Source organism: Caenibacillus caldisaponilyticus (assembly GCF_002003465.1).
Classification (GTDB): Bacteria; Bacillota; Bacilli; order Bacillales; family Sporolactobacillaceae; genus Caenibacillus; species Caenibacillus caldisaponilyticus.
Genome location: NZ_BDDQ01000018.1, coordinates 91,753 through 113,867, shown reverse-complemented (window position 1 = coordinate 113,867; position 22,115 = coordinate 91,753). Strand labels below are relative to the sequence as shown.

Here is a 22,115-nt window from a genome sequence, read left to right as displayed (position 1 = left end):
TAGGTCTATGGATTTATTCATAGCGGTTTGCAAATAAGGCTTTCGCGCGCTCGACGTCGCGCTTCATTTGCTCAATCAACGCTTCCGCATCGGCAAATTTTTGATCGTCTCGGATTTTTTCCAGCCATTCGACGGCGACGGTTTCACCGTACAAATCCCCGTCAAAGTCCAGGAGAAAAACTTCCAAAGAGACGGGCGGATCGCCTTCGTAGAAGGTCGGGCGCTTCCCGATATACCCCACGCCGTTATAGGCGCCCGCGGCGGTTTCCATGCGGACCGCATAGATACCGGTTTCGGGATACACGTAGGGTTCTTGGATCCTCACGTTGGCCGTCGGAAAACCGAGAACGGCCTTGCCCCGCTTGTCACCGTGCACGACGATGCCGCGCATCCGATACGGCCGGCCGAGATAGTCGGCGGCTTCCCTAACGCGCCCTTGGAGGATCAATTCGCGGATCTTCGTGGTGCTCACTTTCTCCCCATTCAAGTCAATCCTTGGAACGACGGTGACCTCAAACATGTTTCGGGCGTGTCCGGGAAGGGTTTCCATGGTGCCCTTCGCCATGTGGCCATATGTAAAATCGAAACCGGCGACGGCGTGTTTCACTTGCAATTTGATGAGGTATTCATCGACGAATTCTTGCGGCGACAGGCGGCTGAACACCTGATCAAAAGTAACGATATATAAAAGATCCACGCCGAGGTCTTCGAGGATGGCCGCTTTTTCCGTCAACGGGGTTAAATAATCGTCGCGCTTCGCCAGCCGGGGCAAAACGACAGACGGATGGGGATGGAACGTCATCACCGCCGATTTCAAGCTTTTTTCCGAGGCGATTTTAACCGCCGTTTTAATGACATTTTGATGGCCGATGTGGACGCCGTCAAAATAACCGAGGGCCATCACCTTATCCTCGGCAGGTCCCGGCCATTCACTGATGGGGTGAGTCAGTCGGATGATTTCCAAAAACGATACCTCGCTTTCTCCGCGGTCACGTTCTGACTGCGATGACCTTCGCGGGTTTGACCAACCCCGCCTTCGACGGATGCGGGCGATAAATGGCCAAGCATTCGCCATGCTTATTATAAACAGAAAAAACTTCGTTTTGAAAGCCCTTTGGTGCGGACAAAACCGCGCCGTTCAATACCTTTTTCTCCAATGCGCCGTCGACCGTCCATTTCTTCATGCCGCTCAAAGCGCGACCGATGTCCAAGACGACGGAAGCGAGATCACCGGCTTGCGCCGCCCGTTCGATGTCCGCAAACGTCACGCATTCTTTCAAAGCGAAGGGGCCGGAACGCGTCCGCGTCAGCGCTTCAAGATGGGCCGGATAACCCAAAGCCCTTCCGATGTCCACGGCCAGCGTCCGGACGTAAGTGCCTTTGCTGCAGTCGACGGTAAAAGGAATGCGCGTCGAAAATTCTTCATCGTCGCCGGCGATTTCAAGGCGATAGATTTCAACCGTCCGCGTCGGCCGTTCGACGGCGATGCCGGCGCGCGCGTATTCATAAAGTTTTTTTCCGTTGACCTTTACCGCCGAATAGATGGGGGGCGTTTGCTGAATCGTGCCGACAAACGCGGCGAAGACGCGTTCGATGTCCGCACGCGTCCACGTGTGCCGCACCTCTTTTTCCTCAACGACTTCCCCCGACACGTCTTCGGTCGTCGTCGCCTTGCCGAGCGCGATCACGCCCGTATAGGTCTTAGATGTTCCCGTGATAAATTCGGCGATTTTCGTCGCGCGCCCGATACAGATCGCCAGCACCCCGTCGACTTCGGGATCCAGCGTTCCGGTATGGCCGATCTTTTGAATGCCCAAAATACCGCGCAGTTTGCGGACGCAATCATGCGACGTCATGCCTTTTGGTTTGTACAACGGAATGACACCGGATAAGTGCTCCATGCGTTTCATCCATCCCCCCTGAACGGTTCATCTGGTAAAAGAAAGAGGATAGACGATGGCGCCTACCCTTATTCATCCTCATTTTTCTTAATCTCATGGATGAGCTGATTGATGCGGTTGCCGTATTCGATCGATTCGTCGATTTTGAAAAACAATTCGGGCGTTTTGCGCAAGCGAATGCGCCGGCCGATCTCCGAGCGGATGAAACCGACCGCTTGTTCAAAGGCCTTTAAAGTGGAAGCTTTCGCTTCTTCATCGCCCAAAACGGTAATATAAACGGTCGCCTGTTGCAGATCGCCGGTCACTTCCACATCGGTGACGGTGACAAAACCGATGCGGGGATCCTTTAGGCGATGAGCGATGATATCGCTCAATTCTTTTTTCATCTGTTCCGCGACGCGGCCGACTCTATAATTTGCCAACATCAGTCACCTCGCTTTACAACCATTCCCATGTCGTCAAGGTCACTTCCAAGTCACCGCTTTGATCGATAACGGAAAGGGCGCGGCGAAGCTCGCGTTCGACCGCGACCCGTGACGAACCGACCGCCGCGAAGGCGAGCGCGGTCCGCTGCCAAACATCTTGATGGTCGACTTCCCCGACCGAGACGTTGCAAGTGTTTCGAATCCGTTGTAAAACGCTTTTGACCACCGACCGCTTATCCTTTAGGGATTGGCAGTTATAAACGACGCATTCGCAACGGATGAGCCCAATGATCACCTTTTCACTTCTTCCATGACGAAGACTTCCATTTCGTCGCCTTCTTTGATGTCGTTAAAGTTGGATAAAGTGATGCCGCATTCGTAACCGCTCGCCACCTCGCGGACATCGTCCTTGAACCGTTTAAGGGTATCGATCTTGCCTTCATAAATGACGACCCCGTCACGGATGAGACGAATGCCGGCGTCGCGGCTGACTTTGCCTTCGGTGACGTAACAACCGGCGATCGTGCCGACTTTGGATACCTTAAAGGTGGTGCGGACTTCGGCCCGGCCGATGATTTTTTCTTGATACTCCGGATCGAGCATGCCTTTCATGGCCGCTTCCATTTCTTCGATGGCATCATAGATGACGCGATAGAGGCGAATGTCGACTTTTTCCATTTCCGCCGTCCGCTTGGCGTGCGCATCCGGCCGGACGTTAAAGCCGATGACGATCGCATTCGAAGCCGAAGCGAGAATGATGTCGGACTCGTTGATCGCTCCGACGCCGGTATGAATGATGTTGACGCGGACGCCTTCGACATCGATTTTCTGCAGCGCGCCGGCGACCGCTTCGACGGAGCCTTGAACGTCCGCCTTGACGATGACGTTGATCTCTTTTATGTCGCCTTCTTTAATTTTTTGGAATAGATCATCCAGGCTGACTTTGGTCGTTTCTTGCCGTTCGGCCATGCGCTGCTTTTCGGCGCGCGCTTCCCCGATTTGCCGCGCTTTCTTTTCATCCTCGAACACCATGAACGGATCGCCGGCATTCGGCACGTCGTTCAATCCGGTGACTTCCACCGGCGTGGACGGCGTTGCCGATTTCACGCGGCGGCCCATGTCGTTCACCATGGCGCGGACGCGGCCGTACGTGCTGCCGACGACGATCGGATCGCCGACCTTCAGCGTACCGTTTTGAACGAGCAGGGTGGCCACGGGACCGCGGCCTTTATCCAGCTGGGCTTCGATGACCGTGCCGGTCGCCCGCTTGTCGACGTTCGCTTTAAGATCTTCGATTTCGGCGACGAGGAGGATCATTTCAAGCAGCTCGTCGATGCCGTCGCCGCGCAGCGCCGACAGTTTGACGAAAATCGTATCGCCGCCCCACTCTTCGGGAATCAAGCCGTATTCCGTCAGCTCCTGCATGACCCGTTCGGGATTGGCGCCTTCTTTATCAATCTTGTTGATCGCCACGATAATCGGCACCTTCGCGGCTTTCGCGTGGTTGATCGCTTCCACCGTCTGCGGCATGACGCCGTCGTCGGCAGCGACAACCAGCACCGTAATATCGGTGACTTGCGCGCCGCGGGCCCGCATCGTCGTGAAGGCTTCATGCCCCGGCGTATCCAGGAACGTGATGCGCTTCCCTTCGTGGGTGACTTGGTAGGCGCCGATATGCTGGGTGATTCCCCCGGCTTCGCCTTCGGTCACTTTCGTATGGCGGATGGAATCGAGGAGCGTCGTTTTGCCGTGGTCGACATGCCCCATGATCGTCACGACCGGCGGGCGGGTGACCGCGGTTTCCTCGTCTATTTCCATGCCGTATTCTTCAAAGGCCGTCTCGTCGAACTGGACTTCTTCCTCCACTTTGACGCCGTAGTCGTCGCAGATGAGTTCGATCGTGTCTTTGTCCAATTCTTGGTTCTTTGTCGCCATGATGCCGACCATCATGAGCTTCTTAATGATTTCGGTCGCTTGCCGCCCCAATTTTTCGGCGAGCTCGCTCACCGTCAGCGAACCGGAAATCGTGATTTTTTCGGGAAGTTTAATCTCTAGGCTGCGCGCCGGCGTTTTGCGGCGATCGTTTTTGTCACGCTTCGCCTTTTTGTTTTTGCCGCGCGGCGGAAGAGCACGCTCTTCCTCCTTCTTATTGTTCCGCCCTTCATCTTTTTGATTTTTATCCACTTGTTTGTTCGCTGCGGGGCGGGGCGATTGCGGGGATTCGGCCGTCTCGGCCGCCGCGGCCGGCCGGCTGCGGTTCATTCTGTCGGCACCGGGCTTCTTCGCTTCCAGCGGGCCCTTGGCCTTCGCATCGCCCGGACGGTGCCGGTCGCCGGAACGGCGATCGCCCTTGTGCTTGCGGCGTTGTTGATCGCGGCCTTTACCCTTAGCTTCCGCATTTTGTCCGCCCGCATTTGGGCCGTTCGCTTTCCGTCCTTTTTCATTTTGTCCGTCCGCTTGGCCGTCGGCTTTCGCATTCAACCGATTGTTCAGCGCTTTGATTTCCTGATCGCCGATCACGGCCATATGGCTGGAAACGGGCATGCCGACTTCCTCCAACATTTGGAGTATGGCTTTACTCGATATCTTTTTTTCTTTCGCAAACTCATAAACACGCATTTTAGTCATACGTTCACCCCCGGTTAGATGGATCCAACAATGCGATCAGCTTCTCACCGAACCCTTGGTCGGTCACCGCCGCGACGACTCTTTCTCGCTTGCCGATGGCCGATCCGAGTGTGGCGCGGTCGGTCACGATTAAAAGAGGCACGCGATAAAAACGACATTTGTCGGTGATCGTCTTTCGCGTCCGTTCGGAAGCGTCGCCGGCGAGCAGCACGACTTTCGCCTTTTGTTTTCGGATCGTTTGCAAAACGGTTTCTTCTCCCGAAACGACCTTGCGCGCCCGGTATGCCAAACCTAAAAGCGAAACCCAGGGTTCACGTTTGGCTGTCATCCGGACTGTCTCCCAAATGGGCCAGCATCTCTTCATATACGGAATCGTCGACAGGTGCTTGCAGATGCTTTTGCAAAAGATTTTTGGAACGGGCCTTTTCGATGCAAGCCTTGTTTTTCGACAAATAAGCGCCGCGGCCGTTGCTTCTTCCCGTCAAGTCAAGAAAGACGCGGCCCTCAGGGGACCGGACGACGCGAAACAGGTTTCTTTTTTCTTCGCTTTGTTGACAGGCAATGCATTTTCGCATCGGGATTTTTTTCGGCTTCACGAAAAAACACCTCCGATTCCTATTCCTCGCGCGCTACGCCTTCTTCGAGAGACGCGCCGGGATGGTCATCGCCTGCGCCTTGCAGCGATGCATCGGTCCGATCCGTTTCAGCGGCTGCTTCCGCCCGTTCGCTTCCGCCGTCATCGAATGCATCGGCAGATTCCTCATGAGCACCCGTCGCATCGAAGCGGTCGTCCGGGACAACCGTTTCCTCTTCATCAGAGGCGTCTTCCCCATCCGCGATCGGCTCGGCGTCCACGTCGTCTTCAAACGCCTCATCTTCCGCGTCCACATCCGCAAATAAAGCCTCGGATTCCCGTTTTCTTTCTTCGAGCAGATCGAATAATCCCATTTCTTCGGCTTCCGATTCGCTCTTGATGTCAATTTTCCAACCCGTGAGCTTTGCGGCGAGCCGGGCGTTTTGGCCTCGTTTCCCGATGGCGAGCGACAGCTGATAGTCGGGCACGATCACCGTCGTCGCTTTTTCGTCTTCGTTGACGAGGACATCGATGACCTTCGCCGGGCTCAAAGCGTTGGCGACAAATTCGACCGGATCTTTGGACCAGCGCACGATGTCGATTTTTTCGCCCTTCAATTCATTGACGATGGCCTGGACTCGGATCCCCCGCGGACCGACGCAAGATCCGACGGGATCGATCTCCGGATCTTCCGCATGGACGGCGACTTTCGAACGATCGCCGGCTTCGCGGGCGATCGATTTAATCTCGACCGTGCCGTCGAAGATTTCCGGCACTTCAAGTTCAAACAGGCGTTTCAGCAAGCCCGGATGCGTGCGCGAAACGAGCACCATCGGCCCTTTTTGCGTGTTTTCCACCTTCGTGATATAGACCTTGATGCGGTCGTGCGGGCGATAGCTTTCGTTCGGCATCTGTTCGGAAACGGGCAACAGCGCCTCAATCCGGCCGAGATCGACGTAAATATACTTCGAATCGATCCGTTGAACGATGCCGGTCATGATGTCTTCTTCGCGGTCGATATATTCCGCGTAAATCACGCCGCGTTCGGCTTCCCGAACCCTTTGGGTGACGACTTGTTTGGCCGCCTGGGCCGCGATGCGTCCAAAATTCCGCGGCGTCACCTCGGTTTCGACGACGTCGCCGATTTCATACTGCGGATTGATCTTTTTCGCCTCTTCAATGGAGATTTGCAGGCGCGGATCTTCGACTTGCTCCACGACTTCCTTCTGGGCGAACACTTTGAAAGTACCGGTTTCTTCGTTGATGTCGACGCGAACGTTTTGGGCTTGATTGAAATTTTTCTTATAAGCGGAAATTAAGGCGGCTTCCAAAGCCTCAATCAACACGTCTTTGCTGATGCCCTTATCTTTTTCGATAGCGTTGAGTGCCTCTAAAAGGTCACTGGTCATCTCATTGATCCTCCCCTTACAAACTCGCCTCGGGCTTCCCCAAGCGATCGGCCTTTATGAACTCCATACCCGCACCTTGCCTCAAACGGATTAAAAGATGATGGCTAAGCGGGCGCTGGCGATCAAGCGAAACGGAATGTTGACCTCTTCAACTTTGTTTTTTTGTTTGACTTCGACCGTCATAAACTCATCCTCGACGGCGCGAAGGAGCCCTTCGAACACATTGGTTCCGCCGATGGCTTCGTACGTCGTGACGCGGACGTTTTTGCCGACGGCTCTGCGATAGTCGTTGGGTCCGTTGAGCGGGCGTTCCGCACCCGGCGAAGTCACTTCCAGCAAATACGGGTCCTTGATCGGATCGGCTTCGTCCAGCGCATCGCTCAGTCGTTCGCTGACGCGCGTGCAAAGGTCAAGATCGACGCCTTCGGGCGAATCGATGGTGACCTTCAACACCCAATTTTTTCCTTGTTTCGCATATTTCACTTCAAGCACTTCGACTTCCATGTCCTGGAGAACGGATTCGGCGAGCTGCCGCACCGTCTCGCTGATTTTTCCGGCCAAAGGCGCCTGTCCCCTCCTTACGGTTGATCATTTCTTATGGAAAACGAAAGAGTGGGAAGATCCCACTCTTGGTTACGAACTATTAACCAGTATTTCCTTAAATAGTATAGCATACACGCGGATGGTTTACAACCATTCCACCGGCGGCGCTGCGCCCATTAGAAAAGGGACAGTTGATCTTCTTCCGGTAAGCCTTGCAAACAGCCGTGGCGTTCGAGCAAGTCGACAACCGTTTTGGACAGCTTCGCCCGTTTCTGCAAATCTTCTTTTGAAAGAAATTCGCCTTGCTCCCGGGCTTTAACAATATTGATCGCCGCGTTCCGACCGACGCCGGGAAGCGCGTTAAACGGGGCGAGCAGCGCGTCGCCTTCGACGAGAAATTCGGTCGCGCTCGACCGGTAGAGATCGATCGGCTTGAACGAGAACCCGCGCTCGCACATCTCAAGGGCGATTTCCAAGACCGTATGCAAGCTTTTTTCTTTCGGGGAAGCGTCCATGCCCTTCGCCTCGATTTCTTCAAGCTTGGCACGGATCGCCTCGGAGCCGCGAATCATCACGTCGATGTCGACGTCGTCGGCGCGCACCGAAAAATATGTGGCATAGAAAAGGATCGGATAATGCACTTTAAAGTAGGCGATGCGCACGGCCATCAGGACGTACGCCGTCGCGTGCGCCTTCGGGAACATATACTTGATCTTCTGGCACGATTCGATGTACCAGTCCGGCACGTCGTGCTTTTTCATCTCTTCGATCCATTCGTCGGTCAAGCCTTTCCCTTTACGCACCGACTCCATGATTTTGAAGGCGAGCGACGGTTCCAGGCCTTTGTGCATCAAATAGACCATGATATCGTCGCGGCAGCCGATGACGTCTTTCAGCTGGCAAATGCCGTTATTGATCAGCTCTTGGGCATTGCCGAGCCAGACATCGGTGCCGTGGGACAATCCGGAGATTTGCACGAGTTCGGCGAAGGTCGTCGGCCGTGTGTCTTCGAGCATTTGCCGGACGAACCGCGTGCCGAATTCCGGAATGCCGAGCGTTCCCGTTTTGCAGCGGATTTGTTCCGGAGTGACGCCGAGGCTTTCCGTCGAACTGAAAATCTTCATCACTTCGGGATCGTCGGTCGGAATCGTCTTCGGATCGATGCCGCTCAAATCCTGAAGCATCCGGATCGCCGTCGGATCGTCGTGACCGAGAATGTCCAATTTCAACAAATTGTCGTGGATCGAATGGAAGTCAAAGTGCGTCGTCTTCCATTCGGACTGGGTATCGTCGGCGGGGTATTGGATCGGCGTAAAGTCGTAAATATCCATATAATCGGGAACGACAATGATGCCGCCGGGGTGTTGCCCGGTCGTGCGCTTGACGCCGGTGCACCCCATCGCGAGGCGGTCGATTTCCGCGCCGCGGAAATGCAGGTTGTTGTCCCTTTCATACCCCTTGACGAAGCCATAGGCCGTTTTCTCGGCGACCGTGCCAATCGTACCGGCTCGATAGACGTTTTCCTCGCCGAACAGCTCTTTGGTGTAGTTGTGAGCGATCGGCTGATAATCGCCGGAGAAGTTCAGGTCGATATCCGGCACTTTGTCGCCTTTAAATCCAAGGAAGGTTTCAAACGGAATGTCGTGGCCGTCCTTGACATATTTCGTCCCGCATTTCGGGCAATTTTTGTCGGGCAAGTCGAACCCGCAGGCGATCTCGCCCTTTGTAAAGAACTCCGAGTGTTTGCAAGACGGGCAAACATAGTGCGGCGGCAGTGGGTTGACCTCCGTAATGCCCATCATCGTTGCCACGAAGGAAGAACCGACCGATCCGCGCGAACCGACGAGATAACCGTCAGACAACGATTTTTTTACGAGTTTATGAGAAATCAAATAGATGACGGCGAAGCCGTGGCCGATGATGCTGTTCAGCTCTTTTTCCAGGCGTTTCTCGACGATTTCGGGCAATTCTTCGCCGTAACGGCGGCGCGCTTCTTCATAGCTCATGCGCCGCACCTCTTCCTCCGCCCCTTCAATTTTGGGCGTATAGAGCTTGTCGCGCACGGGTTTGACCTCATCGATCATCGCGGCGATCTTATGGGTATTCGTCACGACGATTTCCTGCGCGGTTTCCTCGCCGAGAAAGCGGAAGGCTTCGAGCATCTCATCGGTCGTGCGGAAGTGCACCAACGGCTGCGTCTGCCGGTTCAGCGGATTCCCGGATTGGGAGGCAATTAAAATTTTTCGATAGATATGGTCGGTTTCATCGAGATAATGGACGTTGCCGGTCGCGACGACCGGTTTGTTCATTTTTTTGCCGAGCTTGACGATGTTGGCGATGATTTCCCGCAAGGCGAGCTCGTCGCTGACAAGCTCTTTCTCGATGAGATGCGGGAAGATTTCCGGCGGTTGCACTTCCAAATAGTCGTAAAACGCCGCCAGTTTTTCGGCTTCTTCGGCCGATTTTTGCATCATCGCCTCGAACACTTCCCCTTGGTCGCAGCCCGATCCGACGATGAGCCCTTCGCGATGTTTTTCCAAGAGGGACCGGGGAATGCGCGGGACGCGGTAAAAGTAATCGACGTGAGAATAGGAGACGAGCTTGTACAAGTTTTTCAAGCCCGTTTGGTTTTTCGCCAAGATCGTGCAGTGATACGGACGGACGCGTTCGAATTGGCCTTGGCCGCCAATGTTGTCGTTCAGCTGATTGTGGTAATGCACGCCTTTTTCGGCGCAATCGAGGACCATCTTCCAGAGCAAATGCCCGGTTGCCTCGGCGTCATAAATCGCGCGGTGATGCTGGACAAGCTCGATGTTAAACGCCTTGCACAACGTGTTCAATCGATGGTTTTTCATGTGCGGATAGAGAAAGCGGGCGAGTTCAAGCGTGTCGATGACGCCGTTTTCCACTTTCCCATAGCCCATGCGCTCATAGCCCGTATTTAAGAAGCCCATGTCGAACTGGGCATTATGAGCGACCAGTATGGCATCACCGGTAAACGCGCGAAAGCGCTCGAGCACCGTTTCGATTTCCGGCGCGTCCTTGACCATGTCGTCGGTGATTCCCGTCAATTCGGTCGTCACCTTCGACAACGGTTCATGGGGATTGGCGAACGATTCAAAGCGGTCGACGATTTCCCCCTTTCGCACCTTCACGGCCGCCAGTTCGATGATTTTATTATAAATGGCGGACAGCCCCGTCGTTTCAACGTCGAAAACGACATAAGTCGCATCGGTCAGTTTGATGTCCTTCTCGTTGAACGCGATCGGCACGCCGTCATCGATCAGATTGGCTTCCAGCCCGTAGATGACTTTAATGCCGTGTTTTTTGCCAGCGGCATAGGCCTCCGGAAACGATTGAACGACGCCGTGGTCCGTGATCGCGACCGCCTCGTGCCCATATTGTTTGGCCCTTTCGATGAGTTCGGAGGCGGACGGAATCGCATCCATTTGGCTCATCGCGGTATGGGCGTGGAGCTCGATCCGCCGCTGGCCTTCCGGAGCCTTATCCGTTTTTTTCGGCACATAAATCTCGCGGATATCTCTGGCAAGCAGCACGAGATCGCGGACAAACGTATCGTTTTGGACGCCGCCCCGCACTTTGACCCATATTCCTTTTTTCAAACGGGACAGCTTTTGATCGTCTTCCTTGTCGCGGAGAAAGATCTTGACAAGGATCGAATCGGTGTAATCGGTGATTTTAAATAGGACGAGCGTGCGCCCGCTTTTCAATTCGCGCTTCTCCACATCGAAGACATATCCTTGAACCGTGACGCGTTTTTCCTCGTCCTGAATATCGCGAATCGGTATGGGCTCGTCCTCGATGTCATAACCAAAAGCCAGCGGAGTTTCGTCCGGTTGTTCTTGCGCCTTTTCATTCTTGGCGGGGCGCTCGGCGACCGCCTCGCGGGCGAGATGTTCCGTTTCTTCGTCGCGTTTCTTAAAGAAATCTTCAAGAGCTTTGTCGGCATTCGCTTTGACAGCCACTTCCCAGGCGGGGGCGGCAAGACCATACCTTTCGAAATGCGCTTTGATGGCTGGAGCAAGCTTCCGCCTTAATGCTTCCGCTTCCGCGTCATTGCGCGCTTCAAATTTGATCTTTTCCCCGTCGAATAACGCCTCCTGCAACACCGGCTCAAAGGCGGGAAAATCGTTGGCCAATAAGTCGGCGACGAACGGCCAATATTGCTCATAAAGCGCGCGATCCGCAGACGGCTCTCGATATTTTATCGAAATCGAGACGCGGGCGATGTGTTGAAACGCTTCTTGCAAGCGGCGGTCTAACCATTGAAAAACGTGAGCGGGCAACGGCCGATCCAGCAAAAAATGAAACCGCCATTTCCCATCGTTCGGATAAACCGTGAGCTTTTCGATTTCCCCGCTGTTTAAATATTTTTCCATGAGGTCGTCCGGCGTCTCGATTTGTTTGAGAAGCAGAAGAAAGCGCTCGCGCGTCGTTTTGCCTTCCACGTTTCTCCCCCCTGTCTATAACAGACGAAGGTTGGAAGCCGAACGGCTAACCGTCCGTTTCCAACCTTTTGCGTTTGTAAGGCGTCATCGGCTACGGGACTGCTTTCGGAACAATGGTCGGCCCGATCAGACGCGGTTAAGGCATTCGTCAACGACGTGAAGCAATTCGCTCACGTTGCACTCGCGCACCTCGCCCGTCGCCCGCACCTTCACTTCCACAATCCCTTCGCCCGCCTTTTTGCCGACGGTGACGCGCACGGGGCACCCGATGAGATCGGCTTCGGCAAACTTGACGCCGGCGCGCTCGTCGCGGTCATCGAGCAGCACTTCATACTGCGTTTTCAATTGTTCATATAATGCTTCGGCCGTCTGTTTTTGTTCGGCGTTTTTTACGTTGACGGGAACGATATGGACCGCAAAGGGCGCCACCACCACCGGCCATTTAAGCCCGGCTTCGTCGTGGTGTTGTTCGGCGATCGCCGCGAGCGTCCGGGAAATGCCGATCCCGTAGCAGCCCATGATGATCGGGCGGCTTTTCCCGTTTTCATCGAGAAAGCGAGCGTTCATCGCTTCGCTGTATTTCGTTCCGAGTTTGAAGACTTGTCCGACTTCAATGCCGCGGGCAAAACGGATTCGCCCTTTTCCGTCCGGAGATGGATCGCCTTCTTTAATCATTCGCAAATCGTCAAAACGGACCGCGGAAAGATCGCGTTCCGGATTGACGTTGAAATGACGGACGTTCCCCGACGCGTCGAGCAGCGTGCCGTTTACGACATTTTTGACGCCGTTGTCGGCCATCACCACGACGCGTTCCGACGGGTTTAAAGGATCGATGTCGGATTCGGCTTCAAAAACGATGTCGACGCCGAGGGCGTTTTTCACTTTGACATCATTCACCTCGTCGCCCTTCCGGAAAAGCACGGCGATGAGGTCCTCCCCGGCTTTGAAAAACCGGGTTTCGATCTCATAAGCTTGTCCTCTCTTCGCTTCCCCTTCATCCAACGGAAGCGGCGCTTCATCCGGCTTTTCATCAATATGTAGGACTTTCGCCATTTCAACGTTGGCCGCATAGTCGGATTGGTCGGAATACGCAATCGTATCTTCGCCGATCTCCGCCAATGCCATGAATTCGTGGGTGTCTTTTCCGCCCATCGCCCCGGAATCGGCGATGACGGCGCGAACGTTCAGGCCGCAGCGTTCGAACACCCTTTTGTAGGCGTCATACATGATTTGGTACCGTTCATCAAGGCTCGCTTCGTCGCTGTGAAAGGAATAGGCATCTTTCATGACGAATTCGCGGCCGCGCAGCAACCCGAAGCGGGGGCGCCGTTCATCACGGTATTTCGTCTGAATTTGGTAGAGCGTCATCGGCAATTTTTTATAACTATTCAGCTCGTCGCGCACGAGGCTCGTGATCAATTCCTCGTGTGTCGCGCCGAGCGCGAAATCGCGGTCGTGCCGGTCTTTCAGGCGCATCAATTCCGGACCGTAAACGTCCCAACGTCCGGATTCATGCCACAGCTCGGCCGGCTGGAGCGCCGGCATCAGCAGTTCCACGCACCCCGCTTTGTCCATCTCTTCTCTGACAATGGCCTCGATTTTTTTGAGGACCCGATGGCCGAGCGGCAAATACGAATAAATGCCGGCGGCGTTTTGGCGGATGAAACCGGCGCGCAAAAGGAAGCGATGGCTCGCGCTTTCCGCGTCCGCCGGCGTTTCCTTTAAAGTCGGTATGAGCATGGTGCTCTGTCTCACAGAGCCGCCTCCTTTCCGCTTACATGAACAGTTTTTGGATGTCGTTCCACGTCACGACGATCATGACGAGCATCAGAAAAGCGAAACCGATGAAATGGACGAGCGTCTCGCGCTTGGGATCGACCGGTTTTCCGCGCAATCCCTCAAGGAAAAGGAACATGAGGCGCCCGCCGTCCAACGCGGGCAAAGGCAACAGGTTCACGATGCCCAGATTGATGCTGAGCACGGCGGTCCAGCGCAAGACCCAGAAGAACCCGTTTTGCACGACCTGCCCCGTTATATCATATATACCCACAGGACCGGACAGCTGGTCAAGACCGATTTTGCCGGTGATCAGTTGTTCAAAGGCGACGAGTTCCATCTTAATCCAATAATAAGTTTGCGTCACACTGGCTTTGACGGAACCGAGGAACGATTTTTCGGTCGGGCCATAGACGCCGATCACCCCGGCGCCGTCCTTGTTTTTATCCGTCGTCAACGCCTTTTCCAAAATGTGTCCGTGCCGTTCGATCGTAAACGTCAGGCGTTCATTCGGATGGGCGCGCACGTATTCGGTCAGTTCGCTAAAAGAATCGATCGGCTGACCGTTGATCCGAAGGACGCGATCGCCTTCGTGCAACCCGGCGCGCTCGGCGGGGTTGCCTTTAATCAGAGGCCCGAGCTCCGGCTTATCGCTCGGAACGCCCTGAAAGGCGAAGAACACGATGAAGGCGAGAAACGCCAAAAGGAAATTCATAAACGGCCCGGCAAAAATCGTCAAAATCCGGTCGAGCAGCGGCTTCGAACCGAATTGGCGATCGAGCGGAGCAATTTGGAAAGCCTGCCCGTCGATGACGTAATCCGCTTTCGGAGCGATGCGGTACGAGAGGGGCTTGTTGTCTTCCTCTTCATAACCTTCTATGATGAGATCCCTTTCCAAATCGGCGCGCTCAACGGTGATGATTTTGGCGTCGGGATAATTTTCCGTGCGATTGACGATGATTTTCGAGACGGCGTTGTCACGATTGAAATAAAGACCGATGCGCTGTCCCGTCTTGATCTCGACGATCTCGGGGTCTTCGCCAGCCATCCGGACAAAGCCGCCGATGGGCAGCAAACGCAGCGTATAAACCGTCTCCCCCTTTTTGATGGAGAACAGTTTCGGGCCGAAACCGATCGCGTATTCCCGGCAGAGTATGCCGGCCCGTTTCGCCAACAGCAGATGGCCAAGCTCGTGAAAGGAGATCAATAGACCGAAAATGATGACGACAGCTATCAATGTTTCCATGACAACCACCTCTCGTATCGCCGAATTTATGAAATAAGCAGCGCCCGTTATGCGCGCGTGGCGGCGTGACGGTCAATCCAGCCGCGCACGATCTCGCGCGTCTTCCGGTCGGTTTCCAAGATGGTTCCAAGATCCGGACGTTGGATCGGATCGTGTGCGTCAAGGGCGCGTGCGACGATGTCTTCGATGTCGAGAAAAGCGATTTTCCGGTTCAAAAAGGCGAAAACCGCTTCTTCGTTGGCGGCGTTGAGCACGGTGAGCGCCGTGCCGCCCGTCTTGCCGGCTTCATACGCCCATTTTATACAGCGGAAGCGATCCATGTCCAACTTTTCAAAATGCAACGCCCCGATTTCCCATAAGTTTAACCTTTTTCCCCGGTGTAAATCAAGGCGGTCGGGATACGAAAGGGCGTATTGGATGGGCACGCGCATGTCGGGCGTGCCGAGCTGGGCGATCACGCTTGTATCATCATATTCGACGAGCGAATGGATGATGCTCTCCCTGTGGATGACGACGTCGATCCGGTCATAGGGCATGCCGAAAAGCCAGTGGGCCTCGATCACTTCCAGGCCCTTGTTCATCATCGTCGCCGAATCGACGGTCAATTTCGCCCCCATTTTCCAATTCGGATGTTTCAAAGCGTCCTCGACCGTCACATCGGCGAGTTCGGCGCGCGATAAGTCGCGAAAACTGCCTCCGGAGGCCGTCAGGATGATCCGCTTTACCCGGTCGCGCGCCTCCCCGTTCATCGCTTGGAAAATCGCGGAATGTTCGCTGTCGACCGGCAAAAAGTCGACTCCGTGTTTTTCGACCGCCTCCATGACGAGGTGGCCGGCCGTCACGAGCGTCTCTTTATTTGCAAACGCGAGCGTTTTGCCGGCTTTGATCGCCTCGAGCGTCGGCTCAAGACCGACCGCGCCGAGCAAGGCGTTGACGACGACGTCGGCGTCTTCAAAAGTCGCGACGGCGCGCAGCCCTTCGCGTCCCGTCAATATTTTTACCGGTGTGGAGAGAAGGCGCTTTAAACGGTCGGCGACCTGTTCATCTTTGACGGCAACGAGCTTCGGCCGGACGCGCTCGATGATCTCGGCGCCTTTTTCGATGTTTTGCCCGAAGGCGAGCGCCCCGATTTGGAAATGTTCCGGATGGCTCGTCACCACATCGACCGTTTGGACGCCAATGGAACCCGTCGCTCCCAAAAGGCTGATGGTTTTCACTTTCAAGCTCCTTTCCATGCGGTCATCCACTTGCGGCACCCACCGCCTTGCCGTAGCCGGTTACACGATTTGAAAAATGTGCAGGACGGGGAAAAGGAAAATCCAGCTGTCGCAGCGGTCGAGCAGCCCCCCGTGTCCCGGGAGGAGCTTGCCGGAATCTTTAACGCCGAAATGCCGTTTGAGCGCGGACTCGGCCAAATCTCCGAGTTGCCCGAACACCGAAATCACCAGTGCCACGAGAACGAGCCGTTCGGGCGATCCCAGCCCCGGCGGCGTGTGAATCGCTTGGAAAATGAAGGCGACGGCGATGGCGCAGAGGATGCCGCCCACCCCGCCTTCGATGGTTTTATTCGGACTGATATGCGGGGCGAGTTTATGTTTGCCGAACGCGCGCCCGACAAAATAAGCGCCGGAATCGGTCGTCCAGATCAAAATCAAAATGAACAGAACCGACACTAAACTTTCGTCGCGGGCCGCGACGAGATAATGAAAGCCCAAGCCGACGTAAAACGCGGCAAAAAAGGCGACGGCCGCACGGCTGAACGAGTAGGCGTTGCGCGAAAAAACCGTTGCGATCAACAACAACACGGAGAGGCCGATGACGATATCCGAAAGATCAGAGTGAAACCCAACATCATTTAACCTGTCTTGAAGAACGATCAAGAGAACGGCGATGGCGCCGACGGCATTCCCGAAGGCGGCCGCCCCCTCGCCGGCCATCGAAACGAGTTCGTAATAGGCGATGAGAGCGAGCAAGGCGATGAAGGCGCCGAACGGCCATCCGCCGAGGATCAACATCAGGATGAAGCCGCATCCCGCGATGATCCCGGTCACGATGCGCTGTACCATAGAATCCTCCTTATCCGTCTACTCCTTGACCCCACCGTAGCGCCGGCTGCGGCCGGAGTAATGGCGAATGGCTTCGTGAAAGTGATCTTCCGTAAAATCCGGCCAGTAGACGTCGGTGAACCAAAGCTCCGTATAGGCCAGCTGCCACAGCATAAAATTGGAAAGACGAATTTCCCCGCTCGTCCGGATCAACAAATCGGGATCCGGATAAACGTTCGTCAACAAGTATTTGGCAATGTCTTTTTCCGTAATATCTTCCGGATCTTTTCGGCCTTCCCGCACATCGATCGCGAGCCGCCGAACCGCTTCGGTGATTTCATGGCGGCTGCCATAGTTTAAGGCGAAGTTCAATACCATGCCGTCGTTGGCGGCCGTGTCGGCCATGGCTTTGTCCACCGCGCGCCGGGTGTGGGCCGGCAACCGTTCAATATCGCCCATGACGCGGACTTGGACGTTTTTTTCGACAAGTTCTTTGAGATAGCTCGACAAAAATTGTTCGGGAAGCCGCATGAGATAGTCGACTTCATCCTTCGGCCTTTTCCAATTCTCCGTCGAAAACGCGTACAGCGTGAGGATCTCGATGCCGAGCCGGTCGGCGGCCCTGACGATCTTCTTGACGACGTTCATGCCCGCGCGATGCCCGGCGATCCGGGGGAGGCCGCGCCGCCTGGCCCAACGCCCGTTACCGTCCATAATAATGGCGACGTGACGCGGTATATTTTCAAACGCGTTGACATCCACGCCATCGCCGGAGGGATTATGTTGTTGACTGGCCAGTTTTTCAAGCATGGAAAATCCTCCAAGGAAAAGGAATAGGAATATAAAGAGTGGATCCGTGATCGGTCATGCCGGTTGAATAGCCGTGAAAAACGGGACCATTCCCCTATCTCCATTTAACTAATAATCAAGGCATCCGCTCATCGACGCGCGCATCGATGGAGCGGATGCCCGCCGGATGGGTCGGTCGTGACACGAAAGATCCGGGCGCGTCAATGCGTGCCACCCGGGAAGAGGGTGGAACGGGCCGTTGTCATGCGAGGATCGCTTAAACTTCCATGATCTCTTTTTCTTTATTCGCAGCGATTTCATCAATTTTGGCGATGTGCTTGTCGGTCAGTTTTTGAATGTCGTCGGAGAAGCGGCGCAGATCGTCTTCCGTAATCTCGCCGTCTTTTTCCGATTTCTTCAAGCTGTCGTTCGCGTCGCGGCGCACATTGCGCACGGCGACCTTCGCGTCTTCAGCCGCTTTTTTGACGAGTTTGACGAGCTCTTTGCGGCGTTCTTCCGTCAGAGGCGGAATGGCGATGCGGATGACGCTGCCGTCGTTCGCCGGCGTTAACCCGAGATCCGCTTTCAATATCGCCTTTTCGATTTCGTTGAGAATCGACTTATCATAAGGTTGGACGACGAGCAGCCGCGCTTCCGGCGCGGTGATGCCGGCGAGCTGTTTCAACGGGGTTTCCGCGCCGTAGTAATCGACCGTGACGCGGTCGAGAAGCGCCGGATTGGCCCTTCCCGCCCGAATGGTGGCGAGTTCGTTGCGCAAAGCGTCAATCGCTTTGGACATTCTGGACTCGGCGTCCTTGATAATTTCGTTCGCCATATCTTACTTCCCCCTTACTATCGTACCAATTTCTTCACCTTGGACGACGCGTTTGATGTTTCCGGGTTCGGTGATCGAAAAAACGATCAGCGGGATGTCGTTATCCATACACAACGAGGAGGCGGTGGAGTCCATGACCCCCAGCCCTTCGTTCAGGACGTCCAAGTAAGAAAGCTGTGTGTATTTGACCGCGTTTCGGTCGACGCGCGGGTCGGCACTGTAAACGCCGTCGACTTTGTTTTTCGCCATTAAAATGACTTCGGCTTCGATTTCCGCCGCGCGCAACGCGGCCGTCGTATCCGTTGAGAAATACGGATTACCGGTGCCGGCCGCAAAGATGACGACGCGTTTTTTCTCCAGATGGCGAATGGCGCGCCTTCTTATGTACGGTTCGGCGACTTGCCGCATTTCAATGGAGGTTTGTACGCGCGTTTCCACGCCGATTTTTTCCAAGCCGTCTTGCAGGGCAAGGGCGTTCATGACCGTCGCCAGCATCCCCATATAATCCGCGGTCGCGCGGTCCATGCCCATTTCGCTGCCGATTTTGCCGCGCCAAATGTTGCCCGCGCCGACGACGACCGCCACTTCCACACCCAATTCTACTATTTCTTTGATTTGCTTCGCAATGGATTGTATAATTTTTGGATCGATGCCGAATCCGGCGTCCCCGGCGAGCGCTTCCCCGCTCAGCTTCAAAACGATTCGGGAATATTTTGCTCGGGTTGCCATGATGATACCTCCTCGATCGAAAGCCTATGTCATTTTCCCATGATGACCTTCTTAATAAGATATTTTACGGAAAAACGGTTTGAAAAGAGGGAACACGGCGTGTTCCCTTTTATCAAAGCCATTATTTTTTCAGCTGTGCTTTAACCTCTTCGGCAAAGTTTTCTTGGCGTTTTTCGATGCCTTCACCGACTTCGTAACGGACGAAGCGTTTCACGCTCGCGTTTTTGTCGGCGAGATATTTCTTCACCTTGATGTCGGGATCTTTGACATAGGCTTGCTCGACGAGGCAGATTTCTTCAAAAAATTTGTTCAGCCTGCCTTGCACCATTTTTTCAACGATGTTGGCGGGTTTGCCTTCATTGAGCGCTTGTTGCGTCAGCACTTCTTTTTCGCGGTTGATTTCATCTTCAGGCACGTCCTCCCGCGCAACGTATTTCGGAGAGCTCGCCGCGATGTGCATGGCGACGTCTTTCGCCGTTTCTTGATCGGCACCTTCCAGAAGGGCAAGCACCGAGATGCGGCCGCCCATGTGGACGTAAGCGCCGAAGGATTCGTTCGCGGCTTTTTCTAAAACCGTAAAGCGGCGCAAAGAAATTTTTTCGCCGATTTTGGCGATCGCTTCATTAATCCGGTCGCCGAGCGTTTGACCCGCCGCAAATTCGCGGGCGAGCGCGTCATCGACGTCCGCCGGGTTTTCTTTGATCAAAAAGTCAGCGATTTCATCGACGAGCGACGTAAATTGTTCGTTCTTCGCGACGAAGTCGGTTTCGGAGTTGACTTCGAGAACGACGGCTTTATCGCCGTCCACTTTGACTTTGGTCAGGCCTTCGGCGGCGATGCGATCGGCTTTTTTCGCGGCTTTCGCCACGCCTTTTTCGCGCAGCAAATCGATCGCTTTTTCGATATCGCCGTTCGCTTCAGTGAGAGCGTTTTTGCAATCCATCATGCCCGCTCCGGTTTTTTCCCGAAGTTCCTTAACGAGTTTTGCACTGATTGCCACTGTGACTCCTCCTGTTCATAAAACTTGAATATTAAGAGGCATCCCTCTCATGGCCGACGCGCTGTGATTTCTCCATGGATAAGAGGCGCCGCCGTCCGGGGATGCGGGCGCTTCGAGATGTCATTAAAAAGGTGATAAAGGGTTCGCGCCCTTTATCACCCTTTATTCGATGCGGCTTATTCGGCTGTGACCTCTTCCGGTTGCTCTTCTTCTTCGGTCGCCTCAGTTCCGCCTTGGTTGGCTTCTATGATGGCGTCCGCTATTTTGGAAGTGAGAAGTTTAACGGCGCGAATCGCATCGTCATTGCCCGGGATCACGACATCGATTTCGTCCGGATCGCAGTTGGTGTCAACGATGGCGATGATCGGGATGTTCAATTTGCGCGCTTCAGCGACCGCGATCCGTTCTTTGCGCGGATCGATGACGAACAAAGCGTCCGGCAACCGTTCCATGTCTTTGATGCCGCCGAGGAATTTTTCAAGGCGTTCCAATTCTTTGTTCAAACGGATGACTTCTTTTTTCGGCAACACGTCAAACGTGCCGTCTTCGCGCATTTTTTCGATTTCTTTTAAACGATTGATGCGCTGACGGATCGTTTGGAAGTTCGTCAGCGTCCCACCGAGCCAGCGTTGGTTGACGTAGTACATGCCCGAGCGCTCGGCCTCGGCTTTGACGGAATCCTGCGCTTGTTTTTTCGTGCCGACAAACAAAATTTTGCCGCCGTCGGCAACGAGGTTTTTAACAAAGTTGTAGGCTTCTTCGACTTTTTTAACGGTTTTTTGCAAGTCGATGATGTAAATCCCGTTGCGTTCGGTGAAAATGTAGGGTTTCATTTTCGGATTCCAGCGCCGCGTTTGGTGACCGAAGTGAACGCCGGATTCCAACAGTTGTTTCATCGAAATAACAGCCATGCATTCTTCCTCCTATTTATTGGTTTTCAACCTCCGTCCGCCTCATCTTCGCGCACCACCGCAACCGGCACCCGTGCGCGCATCCTCGGACGTGTGTAATAACACCAACGGTAAATATAACATAGTCGATGGCAAATGGCAACAGCCAAACCGCCTCGTGACACAACGCCCAGTCGCCCCGCCGGCGGACCGTGGCGGCCCTTAACGGTTCGGACGGAGAGGCCTGGAGACCGTTTTTAAAACGATTGGCCGGATCGGATGTTTTAAACCGCCCTTCTAAAAGCGAAGGGGAAGCGAACCGCCCTATCTTTTGGCCGCATGCTGCTTGCGGTGAAGATTGAGCATGAGTTCAACTTCCCCTTTGCCGATCTTCAATTGTTTGGCGATGTGTTCAACATCATGACCCGCCTCGGCGAGATGAAGCACTTGAGCGGAGAGCGACGGCTCCACGCGGTCTTGAACGCCGTCAATCGGCGGGGGAGCGGGCACCGCCTCAGCGCCGGCGGACGGCGTCCGTTCCTCCGCCGGGCCGCGAGCGCTCGTTTGCTCCTCGCGTGGCGCCGCTTCTTCGCGACGCTCGATGGGCGCCGCCTGATCCCTTTTTACCTGGTGTTCGTCGAGCGCGTCGAGCAAGGCCTGGTTTTCTGCGCGCACGGCTTCCAAATGAGCGCTGAGCGCGGCGTCGATCGCTTCCAGGTCATGCTCGGATTGCGCATGCTTCAACTGGTTGATCCTCTGGGTGAGGAGGATGAGCAGATAAAAGGTCACCAAATGCAGGAGCAGGCTGAAAACAAGCAATACGGATATCATGGTCACACCCCGTCGTCATTATGTA

General features: G+C 54.8%; 19 protein-coding genes and 1 pseudogene. All 20 read right to left on the bottom strand.

Going from position 1 to position 22,115, the window contains the following annotated elements; all coding sequences use genetic code 11:
* Positions 1–13: 13 nt before the first annotated feature.
* The 20 genes and pseudogenes from CCB157_RS06655 to CCB157_RS06560 all read right to left on the bottom strand — a co-directional run bounded on the left by CCB157_RS06655 (position 14) and on the right by CCB157_RS06560 (position 22,090).
* Complete coding sequence (locus CCB157_RS06655; protein WP_238594619.1) at positions 14–964, bottom strand: bifunctional riboflavin kinase/FAD synthetase; 951 nt, start codon at positions 962–964, stop codon at positions 14–16.
* A gap of 25 nt (positions 965–989) precedes the next feature.
* A complete protein-coding gene (truB, locus tag CCB157_RS06650; protein WP_077615139.1) occupies positions 990–1,901 on the bottom strand; it encodes a tRNA pseudouridine(55) synthase TruB in 912 nt (303 codons plus the stop codon).
* A gap of 68 nt (positions 1,902–1,969) precedes the next feature.
* Positions 1,970–2,323 (bottom strand): 30S ribosome-binding factor RbfA, encoded by a 354-nt coding sequence (rbfA, locus tag CCB157_RS06645; RefSeq protein WP_274519620.1) that lies wholly within the window; start codon positions 2,321–2,323, stop codon positions 1,970–1,972.
* 16 nt (positions 2,324–2,339) lie between these two features.
* Positions 2,340–2,618 carry a DUF503 domain-containing protein gene (locus CCB157_RS06640; protein WP_077615138.1) on the bottom strand — a complete coding sequence of 93 codons (279 nt, stop codon included), beginning with the start codon at positions 2,616–2,618 and terminating at the stop codon, positions 2,340–2,342.
* Positions 2,618–4,954, bottom strand: a complete 2,337-nt coding sequence (gene infB / locus CCB157_RS06635) for a translation initiation factor IF-2 (protein ID WP_077615116.1) — start codon at positions 4,952–4,954, stop codon at positions 2,618–2,620. The genes CCB157_RS06640 and infB overlap by 1 nt, the downstream gene beginning before the upstream one ends.
* 4 nt (positions 4,955–4,958) lie before the next feature.
* Positions 4,959–5,282: a YlxQ family RNA-binding protein gene (locus CCB157_RS06630; protein ID WP_077615115.1), complete on the bottom strand. Its 324-nt coding sequence runs from the start codon at positions 5,280–5,282 to the stop codon at positions 4,959–4,961.
* Positions 5,266–5,529 carry an RNase P modulator RnpM gene (gene rnpM, locus CCB157_RS06625; RefSeq protein WP_077615137.1) on the bottom strand — a complete coding sequence of 88 codons (264 nt, stop codon included), beginning with the start codon at positions 5,527–5,529 and terminating at the stop codon, positions 5,266–5,268. Before rnpM ends, CCB157_RS06630 begins: the two co-directional genes overlap by 17 nt.
* A 366-nt stretch (positions 5,530–5,895) precedes the next feature.
* Positions 5,896–6,937 (bottom strand): annotated as a pseudogene (nusA, locus tag CCB157_RS06620) (transcription termination factor NusA); the annotation flags it as partial.
* 90 nt (positions 6,938–7,027) lie between these two features.
* Positions 7,028–7,498, bottom strand: a complete 471-nt coding sequence (rimP, locus tag CCB157_RS06615; protein ID WP_077615114.1) for a ribosome maturation factor RimP — start codon at positions 7,496–7,498, stop codon at positions 7,028–7,030.
* Positions 7,499–7,656: 158 nt separating this feature from the next.
* On the bottom strand, positions 7,657–11,949 hold the full coding sequence (locus CCB157_RS06610) for a PolC-type DNA polymerase III (RefSeq protein WP_077615113.1): 4,293 nt from the start codon (positions 11,947–11,949) through the stop codon (positions 7,657–7,659).
* Between the two features lie 126 nt (positions 11,950–12,075).
* Positions 12,076–13,704 carry a proline--tRNA ligase gene (locus tag CCB157_RS06605; RefSeq protein ID WP_077615112.1) on the bottom strand — a complete coding sequence of 543 codons (1,629 nt, stop codon included), beginning with the start codon at positions 13,702–13,704 and terminating at the stop codon, positions 12,076–12,078.
* Positions 13,705–13,723: 19 nt separating this feature from the next.
* Positions 13,724–14,971, bottom strand: coding sequence for an RIP metalloprotease RseP (gene rseP, locus CCB157_RS06600; RefSeq protein WP_077615111.1), 1,248 nt, complete (start codon positions 14,969–14,971; stop codon positions 13,724–13,726).
* Positions 14,972–15,018: 47 nt separating this feature from the next.
* On the bottom strand, positions 15,019–16,188 hold the full coding sequence (locus CCB157_RS06595; protein ID WP_077615136.1) for a 1-deoxy-D-xylulose-5-phosphate reductoisomerase: 1,170 nt from the start codon (positions 16,186–16,188) through the stop codon (positions 15,019–15,021).
* A 60-nt stretch (positions 16,189–16,248) separates the two neighbouring features.
* Positions 16,249–17,037 carry a phosphatidate cytidylyltransferase gene (locus CCB157_RS06590; RefSeq protein ID WP_077615110.1) on the bottom strand — a complete coding sequence of 263 codons (789 nt, stop codon included), beginning with the start codon at positions 17,035–17,037 and terminating at the stop codon, positions 16,249–16,251.
* A gap of 18 nt (positions 17,038–17,055) precedes the next feature.
* A complete protein-coding gene (gene uppS / locus CCB157_RS06585; protein WP_077615109.1) occupies positions 17,056–17,826 on the bottom strand; it encodes an undecaprenyl pyrophosphate synthase in 771 nt (256 codons plus the stop codon).
* 256 nt (positions 17,827–18,082) lie between these two features.
* Positions 18,083–18,640 carry a ribosome recycling factor gene (gene frr, locus CCB157_RS06580; protein WP_077615108.1) on the bottom strand — a complete coding sequence of 186 codons (558 nt, stop codon included), beginning with the start codon at positions 18,638–18,640 and terminating at the stop codon, positions 18,083–18,085.
* Positions 18,641–18,643: 3 nt separating this feature from the next.
* Entirely contained in the window at positions 18,644–19,369 is a 726-nt protein-coding gene (gene pyrH / locus CCB157_RS06575; protein WP_077615107.1) for a UMP kinase, read from the bottom strand.
* 121 nt (positions 19,370–19,490) lie between these two features.
* The gene (tsf, locus tag CCB157_RS06570) at positions 19,491–20,369 is read right to left on the bottom strand and encodes a translation elongation factor Ts (RefSeq protein WP_077615106.1); all 879 of its coding nucleotides are present in this window, start codon (positions 20,367–20,369) and stop codon (positions 19,491–19,493) included.
* Between the two features lie 176 nt (positions 20,370–20,545).
* Complete coding sequence (gene rpsB / locus CCB157_RS06565) at positions 20,546–21,280, bottom strand: 30S ribosomal protein S2 (RefSeq protein ID WP_077615105.1); 735 nt, start codon at positions 21,278–21,280, stop codon at positions 20,546–20,548.
* Positions 21,281–21,583: 303 nt separating this feature from the next.
* Entirely contained in the window at positions 21,584–22,090 is a 507-nt protein-coding gene (locus CCB157_RS06560; protein ID WP_077615104.1) for a DUF6115 domain-containing protein, read from the bottom strand.
* Between the last annotated feature and the right edge of the window lie 25 nt (positions 22,091–22,115).